Below are 16158 nucleotides of genomic sequence, written 5' to 3' on the forward strand. Positions count from 1 at the left end.
TGGCGAGACGTCGGTCGCGCTTGACGGACGATCCGGAGCGCCGCTCGCCGCGACATTCATGGCTGGCGTGAAACTGGGCCAGGCGCTTCAGTCAGCCCAAGATGCTCGAGCGTCTTGCGCAACACCTCGAAAAGAATGGCGGCGGACCAGCCGAACAGCAGCACGCCGTTCATGGCCGTGAACGGGCCGATCAGCCGCCATTCGCGTACCGGCGTGATGTCGCCGTAACCGAGCGTGGTATAGTTGACGAAAGCAAAGTAGAGCAGGTCACTGCCCGCAGCAGCAGCCTGGACGATGCCGTAGGCCGCGGCCCACATCAGGACTTCCAGCATATGCGCGACCTTCAGCACCACGGCGGTTGCGATCATGACGCCCATCAGGTGCAATTTCGGTCGCTCGGAGTGACGCAAACCCGCGCTGCGCGCGATCCCGACGGCGACGACCGTCACGAGCGCATGAAGCCCGATATTGATCACGCTGACCAGCGTGCCGGCGAGGAACTGTAGCATCATGGTAACCCACCCGCCCTCAATTCACCCCAGGACGTCTTACGTCCCCGCCAAACGATGCCAAACGTCCGCCCGTCGACGTGCCGCCGCGGGTTCCCCTCGCCTGCCACGGCGAAGGCCCGGAAATTGACGTTGGCGAGCATGCCACACTCGCGCCAATCGGCCATGGCAGCGGTTGACTTAAGTCAATGCTGCTCCTACGGCCGGGAGATCGCCAGTGCCGATCCGGCCGGCGAGAGTTGCGACAGGACGGACGCGTTGCTTAAATCGGCGGAAATTCCCGGAGGCCGAGCGCTACGACCCTTTGGCTGCGAGGCGCCCTGGCCTGATCTCAGTCGCGCTTGAGCCCGATCGACTTGACGATGGGAGCAAGGCGGGCCAGTTCGTCCTCGACCAGGCGCTGAAACTTGTCGGGGCCTGAATCGACGTCCGGCTCCAGACCTTGCGAGCGATAGTTTTCCTGCAACCATGGATCGGCCATCGCCGTACGGGTCGCAGCAGCGATCCGCTCCACGATCACATCCGGGGTTGCTCGTGGGGCGAACAAGCCGAACCAGCCGGCATATCTGAGGCCCGGCATGCCGGATTCGATCACCGTCGGAATGTCTGGCGCGCCGCTCAGCCGCCGATCGCTCGTCACGGCGATCAGCCGCAGCTTGCCCGCATGGTGCAATTGCAGGATCTGGCTCGAGACCACGGCAATGACCGACGAGATCTGGCCACTGACGAGGTCGTTGGTGGCGGGACCCATGCCTCGATAAGGAACGTGGACAAGGTCCGCTGCAACACCGGATTGCTGCCTGAACATCTCTCCGATGAGATGATTGCCGGTGCCGACCCCCGGAGTGCCATAGGACAGCCTGCCCGGATTGGCCTTCGCAAAAGCTGCCAGCTCTCGTAGGTCCTTCACAGGCAAGGAAGGATGAACCGCGAATGCCAGCGTGCTGGTGATCAGGCGATAGACGGCGCGGAAATCGCGAACCGTGTCGTAGGCAGGCTGCGCAGAGGACAACGGAATCATCACCTGGGTGCTGCCATTGCCGAGCAGAAGCGAATAGCCGTCGGGTGCGCTCTGCGCCACCGCGGCGGAGCCGATCGCACCGCCCGCGCCGCCGATATTCTCGACATAGATCGGCCCCAGCAGCGAGGTGATCCTCTCGGCCCAGGGACGGCCGATCTGATCACCGGCGGCACCAGCCGTATAGGGAATGACCAGCCTGATGGGGCGGGAGGGATAGTCGTCAGCGGCCGCACAGCCGGGCCATGCGGCCAGCGCCATGATACGCGTCGCCGTATCGAGCAGTTCTCGGCGTGAAAGGAGGGACATCTTCTGCGTATTCAGGACCGTCCCAGTCATCTTACACGAATGAAGGGTCTTGGAAATGCGCCCAGGCAGATCGCTGCCTGCACTGTTCGGGCGATGGGTGGCGCGCGGGCTGCGGCGCAATCCTTGCAGCCGAGGTCGATGATCCGCCGCAGGCAGCAGCTCGCCAGCACGGGTCGATCTCCAGGCTCCAGGTCCAAGCGGCTCCGGGATTAAGAATTTGGTAACGATACGAACGTGGTTGAGCGCGTTAATGCAAATCGCACACCGCCGGTGTCTAGCCCGTAACGACCCTGCTATAAAGCGGAGCCACGGCTCGATCGACTTCGCGACTTATCCGGTTTCCTTGATTGCGCATGAACAAGCTTAGCAACACGTTCGACATCGTCATCGAGCAGGCGTTCGACTTTCTGTCTCCGGAATATGCCGAGCTGTTTGATCGCTCGGCTGCCACGGCGTTCCAGCATCCGATCTGGCTGCACAGCCTCTACACCAGGCTCGCTTCGGATGCGGGTGCAACACCTCTGGTCGTCGTGGTCCGCCACCGCGCAACAGGCGCCCTTGCGATGGTGCTGCCCTTGCTTCGGATCCGGCGCGGTCCGATCCGAACCGTCGAGTTCGCCGACCTCCGCGTCTCCGACTATCTGGCGCCGGTTTGCAGCCCGAAAGTGTTCTCGCAACTGCTCGATGACGCGGACGCTTGCGCGGAGATTCGGCGCCTCGTTCGCCCTTTCGATCTGCTCCGGATCACCAAGCTGCCCGACGGGCGGCTTCCGATCGAGAACCTGCTGGCCGCATCGCGCCGCGTATCGATGGACACCAACGCCTACGCGACGGTGCTCGTCGCGCCGTTCGAGCAATGGCGGACCGGTGCGATCGATCGCTCCTATCAGAAGGAGCTCGCAAAGAAATATCGCCAACTCCAGAAGAAGGGCGCGCTGAGCTTCTCATGCTGCAACGACAGCGCCTCCGTGCTCGAGGCGCTGGACGTGATGAGGAAGTTTCGCGGTCCGCGCTTTCAGGCGCAAGGCGACGGAGATCTGCTCCAGCGTCCCGAATATTTCGGCTTCTATTCCGACGTGGCCCTACGTGGTCTCGGCAGCTTTGTGCGCCTCTATGCCATGAAGATGGACGGCGAGGTGATCGCCGCCGTGCTCGGCCTCTGCCATCAGGGCAGCTTCCTCATCATCATGAGCGCCTTCGACATTGCCGGATACAAGAGCCAGTCGCTCGGCGCGCTGATGTTCGAGCAGGTGGCGCGCGATTGTATCGAACGCGGAGACCAGATGCTCGATTTCACCATTGGTGACGAGCCATACAAGAAATTGTTCGGCGGGCAGCCCTCGCCGATGTGGGCGGTCACGAAAGCCGGCAGCACCGCAGGCGCCATCGCCCTGTTCGCGCTGAAGCAGGCGCCGTGGCTGAAGCTTGCCGCCAAGCGGCTGTCGGATTTGCGCCTCCTGCCCGCCCGCACGCCAACGCCCACGCGTTGAAAGACGACAGGCGAAGGCCGCGGAACTCAGGCGCGCAACGCCCCGCGAACACGCCCGAGCCAGCCGGGATGCATCTGATCAACGCGGTGGGCCAGGCTGCGCCGCAGGAAGTGCAACCGGCGCCGAACATCCCAGCCGATATCATTGCGGGACGTCAGGGCCTGGCGGAAGCGCGCCATCTTCAGAGACTGCTGATCCGCCGCGATCTTGTCGCTATCGGAATAGAACTGCGCAATCTTCTCCTGGTCCATGCCGGCGGTCGTGAGCCAGCGCGGCGCATATTCGGTGCAAAGACGATCGACGTCGACCAGCAGGCGGGCGACGCCGGTGCCGGCGGCGGGACAATTGGTCTGGAAGGCATCGCCAATGAGCACGACGCCGGGCTGGAGATGTCCCTCGACGACGGTCAGGTCCATCACCCAGTTCTGGACCCGGTCGGTGACGCGGAAATCGCCGAGATAGGGCCGCAATCCCGGCAGTAGACGCAGAACGGTCGCTTCCGGTTCACGACGCAGCTCGCGCATGATCGGATCGGTCGGGTCGCGGAACATGAAGAGATTGGCCCGCATGCCGGCGCGTACCGGAAACAGGCTGAGATAGTCGATGCCGTCCGCCGTGCGCTCGCCATAGCAGGTCAGCGCCTCGAAATCGAACGGGCTACCGTCTCGGCGGGCGATCGTGAAGCCGAACGAAACCGAATGGCGCTCGGCCAGCACGCGCCGCATGATGCCGAGTCTGTAGCCGAGAGCTCCCGCCATGCCCGTGGCCAGAACGACGAGGCGCGCAGTCACGCACCGTCCGGAGGCCAGCTCGATATGCTGGACGTCGTCGCTGCAACTGATCGCGGTGACCTCGTCGACGATCAGATCGGATGGATCGGGTATCCGGCTGCGTGCCATGGCGACGAGATCGGCATAGGGAAACCCGTAGGCCCGGCCGACGCTGACATCGACCACCTTGCCTTCCCGGATATTGAGCACCTGGTCATATCGACAAGCGACATTCTCGAGCGCATCGAGGAAGCCCAGCTTGCGGAGCATCGCCAACTGATGGCCGCCGATCTTTTCGACCCGGAACTCGTCCGGATAGACCGCCCGCTTGTCGATCAGGACGATGCGATGCCCTGCCCGCGCCAGCACGGCCGCCGCAAGCGATCCTGCAAGGCCGCCGCCGACGATCGCGATGTCCGCGACAATCGTCGAAGTGCCAGCTGTGTCGATCGGCTCGGTCACAGTTCTATCCGCCGTCATGATCCAGGCTCCCACGGTCAACCAAAGCCGCACGTGCAATTCTCCGGCCTGATGTCGCATCGCAGGACCAAACGCGATCAATTCTCGGTATCGAGGTTAATGAAGCGGGGAGCCGGCCGCCCAGACGAAGGCCGGCACGCCTCTTGCTCGGGATTCTCCGTAAATTCCGGCTTCTGGCCGTTCTGCGGTCGATCCCGGCGAGCCATTTCGCATTCAAGCGGCTGATCTCGCCTTTCTCGGCCGTCGATGCGGCGCTATGCCGTCAGTCGGCCTGAGCTCGGCCCTGGTCTATTTGGGACAACGGGGACGGTGATGTTCCACAGTGAAGCAACCGGCATGACCGAGACATCGACGCCGCAGGCGAGATCCTGGATGCCCCGCATTAACACTCGCGGTTTTTCGGCATGCTAGATTGTCACCGGTATCGGAACATGTCTCTTCAGGAGAGAGCAGCTCCTTAAACTTCCATGATCAAATCCATCCTCCAGCTCATGCGGCGCGACGTCACGCGCGGTGTCGTCGGGACCATCCTGCTGAAGGTTGGTAGCGGCGCACTCGCGTTTGCGTTGTTTTCGCTGGCGGCACGAACGATGTCGCCGGACGGCTTCGGTATCTTTGCGACCTGGCTTTCGGTTGCCCAGATCGCTGCCGTCGTGGGACTGGTGGGCCAGGAATCGCTGCTGGTGCGGTTCCTGAACGAGTACCAGGTCGGCGACAGGCCGGACCTCACCAAAGGTGTCCTCCTCTCGAGCTTCAAGATTACCTCGGTCGCAATGCTGATCGTGATCGCCGGGATCGCCATCGCGGCGGACATGAGAGGCGATGGGTGGCTGCTCATACTTGCGGTATCGGCCTACACGGCCGTGAATGCCGGAGTGATGCTTGGCAGCCAGATCGCACGCTCGCTGGTCAGCATTCTCACAGGCGAAGGAAATCGCGAGTTCTTCTGGCGAGTCATCGTCGTCCTGTTCCTGCTCGCCATGCTGCTCGCTCATCGGCAACTCGATCCCGCCGAGTTGATCGCGGTGATGACCATTGCCATGTCGGTCGGCCTGGTTGCGCAAATCATCTCGATCGCGCGCGTGCTGCCGGATTTGCGCGATACGGCGGCGCGCTCTGAAACGTCCCGCTGGCGCTCGAGCGCTCTTCACTTCTGGCTCGCATCCATCCTCGAAGCCGCAAACCAGTATTTCGACGTCATTCTGGTGTATTGGATGCTGGATCCGGTGACCGCCGGAATCTACTTTGCCGCATCGCGCCTCGCCAACATCTTCGCCATGCTGTCTGCGGCGCTGTACACGTTCGGAGCGCGCCGGCTTCCCTCGCTGTATTTCAGCAAGAACCACCAGGAGTTCGAGCGAACCTTGCAGCTGATGGCGGAGGTGACCGCGCTATGCGTGGTCGCCGGGCTCGCCACGATCTGGATCGGCGGCCCCTATCTCCTCAATTTGTTCGGACCTCATTTCACCGCACAGCACTCGGTCTTGACCGTGCTCGCCATCGGGACGGCCATCCAGGCCGCGGGCGGCCCGTCTGCTGCAATCCTGCAGCTGACCGGCCATGAACGAATCTATGTTCCCGTCGTTGCCGCCAATGTCGCGCTGCGGCTCGTGGGATTTCTCATCCTCATTCCCTGGCTCGGCGTGCTTGGCGCGGCGATTTCGGCCACCGTGTCGCTGGCGCTTGCGACCATTGCCCTGAACGTCCTCTGCCGCCGGCGAACAGGGGTGGATCCTTCGATCCTCGTGCTGTTGCGCTTCTCCGCCTTGAAACGCGGCAATTATGCAGTGCGCGGCGCCGACACCAGCGACTAAGCGTCAATCACGCCCTCCCCCGGCGGTCTGCGATCACGCGCTCGCGGCGCGCAAGATCGATTGGTTAACGCGCTCGCTGCGCAGCATCCGGAAACCGGTGAAATGGCTGCGCGAACAATGTCGGCGGCCAGGCCTGGCATTAACTCCGTTTGTTGCTAGTCGGTGTCCACGCGATGCCCGCATGATAGGTACGGAGTTAAGAAGGTGAAGATTTGGTTTCTTTAGCGGGTCGGGATCCGTGCTCCACTATAAGCCGAACAGGGAATTGGGCGAGACGGCTGCGACGGCACTCGCGCGGCCGAACGGCAGCGGACGAAAGCTGCACGTGCTTCTCGCGCAAACCCAGGCCGAGAACGCCGGTGCGCAGGAGATCTCCAGGCTGCTTGGCGCCGGGCTGACCGCGCGCGGCTACCGCGTCACCAATCTGTTCTTCTTCCGCAAATCGGATTCCTTCGACGAGCCGCCCGATACGCTCTACTGCGCGCCCAGCCGGCCGGGCAATCCGGTGGCGCTGCTGCGGATGCTGTGGACACTCGGCCGTCATATCAGCACCATCAAGCCGGACGCCGTCCTGACCTTCCAGCATTTCGGCAACGTCATCGGCGGCGGCGTGACGCGCCTCGTCAGCCGCGCACCCGTCATCGCAAATCAGGTTTCATCCGCGCTGGCGATGAGCTGGCCGGTCCGCACGGCTGACATCTTCATGGGTAGCCTTGGCTTCTTCGACCGGATCACGCTCAATTCGCAGGACATGCAGCGCGAGTATTCGCGCTACCCCGCGGCCTACCGGTCGCGCATGGTGCATGTCCCGCACGGCTTCGACGACAAGGCCCTCACCCTGTCGAAGGAGGCCGCGCGACAGAAGTTCAACCTGCCGCCGGATCGCATACTACTCGGCTGCGCAGCGAGGCTGCATCCGCACAAGCGTCTCGACCTGGCGATACGTCTGTTACCGGATCAACCGTCCTGGCACCTTGCGCTTGCCGGCCAGGGAGCCGACGAGGCCCGGCTGAAGCTGCTGGCGAGTGAATTGAAGGTGTCGGACAGGCTGCATTTGCTCGGGGAAATCCAGCCCAGCCGGATGGCGGAGTTTCTCGCCTGCCTGGACGTGTTCGTATTCCCGACACAGGCCGAGACCTTCGGTCTGGCCGCGGTCGAGGCTGCGAACGCCGGTGTTCCCTCCGTCGTCACCGATCTTCCCGTCCTGCGCGAAGTGTTGTCCTACGAAGGAAGACCGACTGCACTCTTCGTCGACGCTTCCGATCACGCGAAGCTCTCCGCGGCCGTCTCCAGGCTGCTGACGGACCAACATCTAAGCGACGAACTGCGACAAAACGCCAAAGGCTTGCGGTTGCGCTATTCGGTAGATGCCATGGTGGAGGAATACGTTCGAATTCTCGGCCAGGTCATCTGACCGGACGATTGGAATAGATGGGCTCGACATGATCATCGAGTTTCGCTGTGAACGTGAATACGCGCGGCGGTGGATGGGCCGCGAGACGCTGTTGATCGACGGCCGGGATGTTCCGGTTCAAATCGCGTGGACGGCGACGGCCGAGCCGCGGCCCGCAGGTCTCGACGCCCTGTTCGAGCTCGAACGCATGGTGCTGCACAAGGGCAAACACAGCGGCGTCCACAGGCTGAACGTCATACCGGAACCGACGCGGGCTCGCACCGAGACAGCCGACGTGATCGTCGACTTCACCGGCGGCGCGCGCGATCCGAACGGCTCCGCCCGGCTGTATCTCCGTCCGCTGTTCAATGGCGTTGCAGGCGAGAACGCCGCGCTCGCCGCCATTCTGGCTGGCGACCTGCCGGTGATCGACATCGTCAACGAGGTCGACGGTTCGGTCCTCGATCGCGGCCATCCATCCGGAGAAATTGCCGCCGGCCTGAGCGGCGCACTCGAAACCGTCATGGCGCGAACCCTGACCATGGTGGCGGCGATCCTATCGGGACGACCGCGGCTTGTGCCGCAACTGGCGCGTCCGACAGCGGATGGCCCGCGTCGTGGCCCCGTTGGCTATGTCGCGCGCGGCCTTGCCGTGTCGATCGCCAAGGAGATCTATCGCCTGTGCTGCTATGCCCCTCACTGGCATGTCGGGTGGCGCTTCAATGACGGCGCGGGCGTCTGGCAGACCGGAGATCTATCAGGTCCAAGCTGGAACGTTCTGGCAGATCCTGGAAACCACTTCTACGCCGATCCCTTTCCCATGACCTGGCAGGGACGAACATTCGTCTTCTTCGAAGACCTCGATCACCGCGTTGGAAAAGGCATCATATCGGCGATCGAATTCAACGACACGGGCCCGGTAGGACAGGTCGTGCCCGTGCTGGAAGAGCCCTGGCACCTCTCCTACCCGTTCCTGATCGAAGACGGCGGCGCGTTGTGGATGATCCCGGAGAGCTCGCTCAACGGGGACGTCGCCCTCTACAAATGCGTTCGGTTCCCGGACAAATGGGAGCGGCATGCGACGCTCCTCTCAGGCCTTGAACTCGCCGACGTGACGATCACGCGGTACAACGGCCTGAACTATCTGTTCGGCGCCTGGCGCGACGGAACCGGCGGCTATTCGGATTCGCTGGCGATCTATTACGCCGAGCACCTCCTGGGCCCCTGGTTGCCCCATGCCAGCAATCCGGTCCTGATCGACCGCGCGAGCACGCGGCCGGCGGGGAATTTCGTCACGATCAATGACAAATTGTGGCGACCGGTTCAGAACTGCACCGACGGATACGGCGCTGCGCTCGCGCTGGCGGAAGTGATCGAACTGTCGCCGACCGCCTTCAAGCAGATCGTGCGCCATTCTCTGAAGCCCGGACCGACATGGCCCGGCAGGAAGCTCCACACCCTGAACCGCTGCGGCCGGCTCGAGGTGATCGACGGATCGCGTGTCCAACCCAAGACCCGCGCCTTCGCGGGCAGATTTCCATCGGCGGCCTTATCGGCGCGAACCAGCCCTCATACCGCCTGCTAACGCGGATGGCTGAACAAATCCGTCGTGGCGTCATCGACTGCGATCTCGACCAACGCGGGACCACGTGAAGTCAACGCTTCGCTCAAGATGCGGTCGACATCGCCGGCATCTGTGATGCGCTGCCCCACGCAGCCCATCCCCTTGGCAAGCGCAACGAAATCGAGCCCGGGCAGATCGATTCCAGGCGGGCGATGCGCCTGCATCAGCTGGCTGAAGGCACGCATCGCGCCATAGCCCGAATTGTTCATGATCACGAAGGTGATCGGCAAGCCGCGCTGCGCTGCGGTCCAGATCGCCTGAACGCAATACATCGCCGAGCCATCGCCGATCAGGGCGACGATGCGGCGGCCGGGCCGCGCCAGCGCCACGCCGACGGAGGCCGGCAGGCTGTAGCCGAGCCCACCGCTGGCCATCGTGTAGAAACTGTCGGCGCCCGGCCGCGGCATGAATTGTTGAATGGCGGGACGATGCGACGGCGCCTCCTCGACCACGATCGCATCGGGCGGCATCAGCGCCGACAACCGGCCCAGCGCATAGGCCGGAGGAATTGGATTTTGCGCGGCAGGCGCGGCAGGAAGCGCCCGCGCGGCCGGCGCCTGACGCTCCGCAGTTTCGGGCAATGCCGCCTGAAGCGCAACGAGCGCCTTCGGGAGCGTGCTGATGATGGTGTCGCCGACGGCCGCGGACGCGGCCTCCGTCGGATCGTCGGTGATCTGCCAGATCGGCGTTCGGTCGTCGAGCAATTCGCATTGTCCCTCGACATGGAAGGTGAACACGGGCGCTCCGATCACGACGATCAGATCGGCCCCGCGCAAGGCACGAGCGAGCCCTCCCGGTGCTGCCGGAAGGAAGCCGGCGAATTGCGGATGCAATTCCGGAAAGCTCGAACGGCTCGACATCGGGCTTGCCCACACCGCCGCCCTCGCCTGTTCGGCGACCGCAACCATCGCCTCGACACAGAAGCTGCGATCGATGTCAGGCCCGACGACGAAGGCAGGCTTCTTGGCTGCGGCGATGGCCACACCGAGCCGAACGATCGCTGCCGGGTCGGGGGCAAATTCCGTCGCGATGTGGCGGATCGGCGGCGCGACGGCGGGCCGTGCCCAATCATCCGATGGCACGGACACGAAGGTCGGGCCGCGCGGATGCTGCATGGCGACGAGGAAGGCCTGCGCAATCGCCGCCGGGACGTCCTCGGGTCGCGCGGGTTCCGCGCTCCACTTCACATAGGGCTTTGGAAACTGCGCGGCATCCTCGGCAAAGAGATAGGGCCGCATCCGCAGCAGGCTGCGCGCCTGCTGCCCCGATGTCACGACCATCGGCGTCTTGTTGCGAAACGCCGTGAAGAGATTGCCGAGCGCGTGACCGAGCCCGGCCGCCGAATGCAGATTGACGAAGGACGGACGCCCCGTCGCCTGCGCATAGCCATCGGCCATGCCGACGACGCAGCCTTCCTGCAAGCCGAGCACGTAATCGATGTCATCGGGCCAGTCGCCGAGAAACGCGAGCTCCGTCGAGCCCGGATTACCGAAGACGCGATCGACGCCGAACGAGCGAAGCACACCGAGGGTCGCCTCCCGAACCGTCAGGACTTTGGAATTCATTTGGAGTTTCCCCTAGGTGCTTCGCTGCTCGAGCCATCAGAACGGATAGTGCTGAGGCTGCGTCTCGATGGTGATCCAGCGCAGATCGGTGAACTCGGCGATCCCGGCCTGGCCGCCGAAACGGCCGTAGCCCGATCCCTTCACGCCGCCGAACGGCATCTGCGCCTCGTCATGCACGGTCGGGCCGTTGACATGGCAGATGCCGCTTTCGATACGCTGTGCCACCGTCAGCGCGCGGGCGACGTCGCGGCCGAACACGGCGGCCGAGAGGCCGTACTCGGTGTCGTTGGCGAGACGCACGGCCTCGTCGACGCCATTCGCGCGGATCACCGAGACGACGGGACCAAAGCTCTCCTCGGTGTAGATGCGCATGCCGGGCACCACACGGTCGAGCACGGTTGCCGGAACGACCGTGCCGGCCCGCTCGCCGCCCGCGAGCTTGACGGCGCCCTTGCCGATGGCGTCATCGATCAGTGCGACGACGTGCTTAGCCGGCGCTTCGTCGATCATCGAGCCGACGACGACCGGGCCGGAGCGCGGGTCACCGGCCGGAAGCGCGCTCGCCTTCTTTGCGAGCTTCTCGACAAAGGACGCGGCCACCGCCTCGTCCACGATCACGCGCTCTGTGGACATGCAGACCTGGCCCTGATTGATGAAGGCGCCAAACGCCACGGCCGCGACGGCGGCATCGAGATCGGCATCGTCGAGCACGACCAGCGGCGCCTTGCCGCCGAGCTCGAGCAGCACCGGCTTGAGGTGGCGTCCCGCGAGTTCGGCGATGACGCGGCCGATGCGGGTCGAGCCGGTGAAGTTGATCCGTCGCACGGCGGGATTGGCGATGAGGCGCTCGACCAAGGCGGGGGCATCCGCCGGCCCATTGGTCACGACGTTCACGACGCCGGGCGGAAAGCCCGCGTCCTTGAACACTTCGCCGACCAGCCGGTGCGTTCCCGGGCAGATCTCGGACGCCTTGAGCACGACCGTGTTGCCGCAGGCAAGCGGCGTCGCCACCGCGCGGACGCCGAGAATGATCGGCGCATTCCACGGCGCGATGCCGAGGCACACGCCGGCCGCCTGGCGGACGGACATCGCGATGCAGCCCGGCTTGTCGGACGGGATCACCTCGCCCGCGATCTGCGTCGTCAGCGATGCCGCCTCGCGCAGCATCCCGGCCGCGAGCTTGACGTTGAAGGCCGACCAGACCTCGGTCGTGCCGATCTCCGCCATCATGATCCTGATGAAGGCGTCACGCTTGGCATCGAGCGCATCGGCCGCCTTCAGCAGCAGGGCGCGCCTTGCGTTCGGGCCGAGCGACGACCATGCGGGCAGCGCGGCGGAGGCCGCCGCCACCGCAGCATCGGCATCGGACACGGTCGCTGCGGCCGCGCGGCTTGCGACCTCCTGCGACAGCGGATTGCGGCGCTCGAACACCTTGCCGGTCGAAGCGGCCTGATCCTGTCCATTGATGAGAAGACTGACGTCCATGAGAACCTCCCTGATATTGTAGCCGAGCTCAGCCGAGCAGGCGCGATTTGCTGGTTTCGTGCGCGAAGCCGAGCGCGATCACCGCCGCGAGCGCGAGCGCGACGTAGTATCCGGTGATCGCGTAGGTGGAGCCCGTCTGCGCGAACAGGCTGGTAGCGACGAGCGGCGCGATGCCGCCGCCGAGTACCGTGCCCAGTTGCTTTCCGATCGACACGCCGGTGAAGCGGATGCGGGTCGGAAACAGTTCCGGGAAATAGCTGCCTTCGGTGCCGAACATCAGCGGATGGATGATGCCAGCGGCGAGCATCACCGCGCCCGTTATCAGCAGCGTGTCCCGGCTTGCGATCACGCCGTAGAATGCGAACATCGAGATGGCCGCAAGCACGACGCCCGCCAGGAACAGGCGCTTGCGACCGATCCGGTCGGACCAGGCGCCAATCAGCGGCATGGCCACGAGCCCGACGAGATTGGCGAACAACACGGCCTGCGTGATCACGTCCTTCTGGACGCCGAGCTGACGTGTCGCGAAGGAGATGGTGAAGATGGCGGTCAGATAGAAATAGGACGTCTGCGCCATCTCGGCGAAGAACACGATGAGGATCGGCCGCCAGTGCCCCCTGATCGCCTCGACAGCCGGCACCGTCTCGGACTCCTCCGCCTTGCGGAAGGTCGCGCTCTCCTCGATGCGCAGCCGCATGTAGACGCCGAGCGCGACCAGCACCGCGCTGATCAGGAACGGAACGCGCCAGCCCCACGACAGCAGATCCGCTTCCGGCAGCCGCGAGATCGCGAGCGCCGCAAACGAGGCGAGCACGACCCCGACGGGACCCGCGGCCTGGATCACCGCCGCCGAGAAGCCGCGCCGGTGGCCGGGCGCCGTCTCGATCGCCATGAGGATCGCCGCGGTGGATTCGCCACCGAGCGCAAAGCCCTGAAGGAAGCGCAGCACCACGAGCGCGACGGTCGCGGCCAGGCCTGCGCTGGCGTAGGTCGGCAACAGCCCGATCGACATGGTCGCAAGGCCCATCATCAGCAGCGTGCACAGAAGAACGGATTTGCGGCCGAGGCGGTCGCCGAAATGACCGAACACCAGCCCGCCGAGCGGACGCGCCAGAAATCCGACGGCGAAGGTCGCGAACACCGCGATGGTCGCCGTGAGCTGGTCGAACTTTGGAAAGAACAGCTGGTCGAACACCAGTGGCGCGATCAGGCCGTAGATGAAGAAATCGTACCATTCGATCGCAGTGCCGATGGTGCCGGCGATCAGGATGCGACGTCGGCTGCTTGCGGTCTGCTCGGCGCCGACGGCGGCGGCAGCATGATCGTCGTAGTCCTCAAATGCTCTTGCCATGTTGTCCTCCTCCGGTGTCATTGTCGTCTTGTTGTTATTGGCGTACGGCCGCAGATCGAATGCGGCGAGAACTGATCAGCTTGCCAGCCGCGCACTGTCGCTTGCGCTGCGTCCGAGCGCGCGGGCAAGGACGCGCCCGATCGCTCCAGCCTGCGACGCGCCGCCGCGCCAGGCCACGATCTGGTCGGGACGGATCAAGGCGAGGTCGGTCCCATAGATTTCGCGCAAGGATGCCGGCAGCGTGACCAGCTTCAAATCGACCCCGAGCGCGCGGACGGCGTCGGTGACCGCGGCGGGCGCCGACGCGACCTCACCGAACTGGAGCAACGTCCATTCGAAGCCGAACAGGTCGTACAAGGACACCCCGTCGTCCAGCCACGCATGCGGTGCGCGGCCACCGGGGCAGGCGCTGGGAACGTAGACGTTTGCGGCATCGGGCGGTGGTTCGGTGCCATCGGAGACGATGATCGGCGAGCCGTCGTACCGTCCGCCGAAGGTGACACCGGGGATGTTGAATTCGGCACGGGCGTGCTGCTCGAGATAAATGCCCGCCGTCCGCCGCGCCTCGCTGCCCTCGTCGGTGGCGTCCTCGATGTCAGGCGCCGGCGCGAACAGACCAAGGGAGTCGGCAAAGCGCCGCGCATAGTCGGTGTTGCGCAGCGCCACCGGACGCCGCTCGAGCTCGTAGCTGTCGAGCAGCGTCGCCGGGCTCAGACCCTTGACGACGCTTGCGAGCTTCCAGCCGAGATTGACCGCATCCTCGATCGCGGTGTTGTAGCCGAGCCCGCCGGTCGGCGTGAACAGATGCGCGGCGTCGCCGCCGAGGAACACCCTGCCCCGTTGCATGCCGTCCGCCACCAGCGCGTGACCGGCGGTCCAGGTCAGGAAGGACAGCACCTCGCAATCGATCGGCGCGCCGCAGGCGCGCTGAAACGCGGCCTTGGCCTCGTTGATCGTGATCGCACTTTCGTCCTCGCCCGGCCGAAGCTGCGTGTGAAACGCGAATTCGTCACGCCCGTTCACCGAGGCCATGAAGGCGCGGCGATCCCCGTTGAAGCAATTGTACATCCACGCCTTGGCGTGCGGGATGCTCGCGTAGAACTCCGGCGAGCGGAGATAGACCGCCAGCATGCGGCCGCCCATGAAGTCACGCTGCGTTCCGGTCTCGCCGCCATAGACAATGCCGAGCGACTGGCGGACTTGCGAGCGCGGCCCGTCCGCTCCGACCAGGAAGTCGGCCCGGACCTGAAAACGGTTGCCGTCCTCAAGACATTCGATCTCGCCGACGATGCCGTCATCGCTTTCGACGTAGCCGATCAGCCGGTGGCCATAGTTCAGCTTGATGCCGGCAAGCCGTTCGGCATGGCGGCGCAGCACCGCCTCGACATATTTCTGCGAGACCCGGTGCGGCAGCTCCGCCGCGCTCCAGGAGCCCGACATGCCCTTGATCAGCTCGCCCGCGCGTGACGATGACGGCAGGGCAAACCGCGCCAGCTCGTAGCCGGCATAGCGGGTGAAGTACGCAACGTCGGTCGGGTAGTCCGCAGGCAGACCTTCGCGCCTGATCTCGTCGGCAAAACCAAGCCGCCGATAGTGCTCCATCGAGCGCGCCTGCGTCGCATTGGCTTGCGGGTTGAACGCGGTCCCCGGCTTCTCGTCGACCAGGATCGCGGACACACCGCGCCGGCCGAGCTCGTTGGCCAGCATCAGCCCGCAGGGCCCCCCGCCCACGATGAGCACCGCGGCCGTCAGACGTGTTTCCAAGACGCTTCTCCCTACCAGCATTATCTTGCATGGTAAGGAAGCCTGACGATATCGTCAAGTCGCCTGACTAATCGACATCCTCGAGCGTGTCGAACCTCTCGCCATAGACCGCCAGTCCCTTCAGGATCGCGTCCATCGTGGCCTTGCCGAGCTCGGCGCGCATCTCCTGCTCGGCGATGTCCACGGCATCGCGGAACGCATCCAGCCATTTGCGCCCGGCGGGCGTGAACATGACGATGCGCGCGCGCCGGTCGGTCGGGTCGGCGATGCGATTGACGAGGCCGAGCTCGGCGCATTGATCGACCAGCTCGCCCATCGCCTGCTTGCTCATGGAGGCGCGGCGGGCAAGCTCGGTGAGCCTCGTCCCCTCGACGTCGAGATTGCGGGTGAGGCTGACATGCGCGATGCGCGTCTCGTCGTGCCCCTTCTCGCTCATCAATTCGAGCACGCGGCCTTCGAAGCGCCGCACGGCGTTGTTGAGCAGGCGACCGATATTGGCATGCCGCCACGCGGTGCCGGATGTGGCGCCGGATATCCTGGATTTCACGAGATCTGCTTCCGATTCGACTGATCGAGATTGCGCGAG

At 64.7% G+C, this 16158-nt stretch carries 12 protein-coding genes; 4 read left to right on the forward strand and 8 right to left on the reverse strand.

Annotation, left to right across the window (positions count from 1 at the left end):
- Positions 1 to 56: 56 nt before the first annotated feature.
- Positions 57 to 512, reverse strand: a complete 456-nt coding sequence (locus tag AABA86_RS15510; protein ID WP_212248625.1) for a potassium channel family protein — start codon at positions 510 to 512, stop codon at positions 57 to 59.
- A gap of 328 nt (positions 513 to 840) precedes the next feature.
- Entirely contained in the window at positions 841 to 1836 is a 996-nt protein-coding gene (locus AABA86_RS15515) for a Bug family tripartite tricarboxylate transporter substrate binding protein (protein ID WP_338307725.1), read from the reverse strand.
- A gap of 353 nt (positions 1837 to 2189) precedes the next feature.
- Between AABA86_RS15515 and AABA86_RS15520 the strand changes: the two genes are divergently transcribed.
- On the forward strand, positions 2190 to 3326 hold the full coding sequence (locus AABA86_RS15520) for a GNAT family N-acetyltransferase (RefSeq protein ID WP_338307424.1): 1137 nt from the start codon (positions 2190 to 2192) through the stop codon (positions 3324 to 3326).
- A 26-nt stretch (positions 3327 to 3352) separates the two neighbouring features.
- Here the strand turns inward: AABA86_RS15520 and AABA86_RS15525 are convergent, their stop codons facing one another.
- Positions 3353 to 4576: an FAD-dependent oxidoreductase gene (locus AABA86_RS15525; RefSeq protein ID WP_338307425.1), complete on the reverse strand. Its 1224-nt coding sequence runs from the start codon at positions 4574 to 4576 to the stop codon at positions 3353 to 3355.
- A 467-nt stretch (positions 4577 to 5043) separates the two neighbouring features.
- On the opposite strand from AABA86_RS15525, the gene AABA86_RS15530 reads away from it, so the two are divergent.
- The 3 genes from AABA86_RS15530 (at position 5044) to AABA86_RS15540 (ending at position 9368) form a co-directional block, all read left to right on the forward strand.
- Positions 5044 to 6390, forward strand: coding sequence for a lipopolysaccharide biosynthesis protein (locus AABA86_RS15530; RefSeq protein WP_212248623.1), 1347 nt, complete (start codon positions 5044 to 5046; stop codon positions 6388 to 6390).
- 238 nt (positions 6391 to 6628) lie between these two features.
- Positions 6629 to 7804: a glycosyltransferase family 4 protein gene (locus AABA86_RS15535; RefSeq protein ID WP_338307426.1), complete on the forward strand. Its 1176-nt coding sequence runs from the start codon at positions 6629 to 6631 to the stop codon at positions 7802 to 7804.
- A gap of 28 nt (positions 7805 to 7832) precedes the next feature.
- A complete protein-coding gene (locus AABA86_RS15540; protein ID WP_338307427.1) occupies positions 7833 to 9368 on the forward strand; it encodes a glucosamine inositolphosphorylceramide transferase family protein in 1536 nt (511 codons plus the stop codon).
- On the opposite strand, the gene mdlC is transcribed toward AABA86_RS15540, so the two are convergent.
- The 5 genes from mdlC to AABA86_RS15565 form a co-directional block, all read right to left on the reverse strand.
- Positions 9365 to 10972: a benzoylformate decarboxylase gene (mdlC, locus tag AABA86_RS15545; RefSeq protein ID WP_338307428.1), complete on the reverse strand. Its 1608-nt coding sequence runs from the start codon at positions 10970 to 10972 to the stop codon at positions 9365 to 9367. The two genes, AABA86_RS15540 and mdlC, sit on opposite strands and share 4 nt — an antisense overlap.
- A gap of 36 nt (positions 10973 to 11008) precedes the next feature.
- On the reverse strand, positions 11009 to 12457 hold the full coding sequence (locus AABA86_RS15550) for an aldehyde dehydrogenase (protein WP_338307429.1): 1449 nt from the start codon (positions 12455 to 12457) through the stop codon (positions 11009 to 11011).
- 28 nt (positions 12458 to 12485) lie between these two features.
- A complete protein-coding gene (locus tag AABA86_RS15555) occupies positions 12486 to 13808 on the reverse strand; it encodes an MFS transporter (RefSeq protein WP_212248618.1) in 1323 nt (440 codons plus the stop codon).
- 75 nt (positions 13809 to 13883) lie between these two features.
- Positions 13884 to 15593: an FAD-dependent oxidoreductase gene (locus AABA86_RS15560; RefSeq protein ID WP_338307430.1), complete on the reverse strand. Its 1710-nt coding sequence runs from the start codon at positions 15591 to 15593 to the stop codon at positions 13884 to 13886.
- 46 nt (positions 15594 to 15639) lie between these two features.
- A complete protein-coding gene (locus AABA86_RS15565; RefSeq protein ID WP_370126384.1) occupies positions 15640 to 16107 on the reverse strand; it encodes a MarR family winged helix-turn-helix transcriptional regulator in 468 nt (155 codons plus the stop codon).
- Positions 16108 to 16158: the final 51 nt, after the last annotated feature.

The organism is Bradyrhizobium sp. TM233 (assembly GCF_036247965.1).
Taxonomy (GTDB): domain Bacteria; phylum Pseudomonadota; class Alphaproteobacteria; order Rhizobiales; family Xanthobacteraceae; genus Bradyrhizobium; species Bradyrhizobium ottawaense.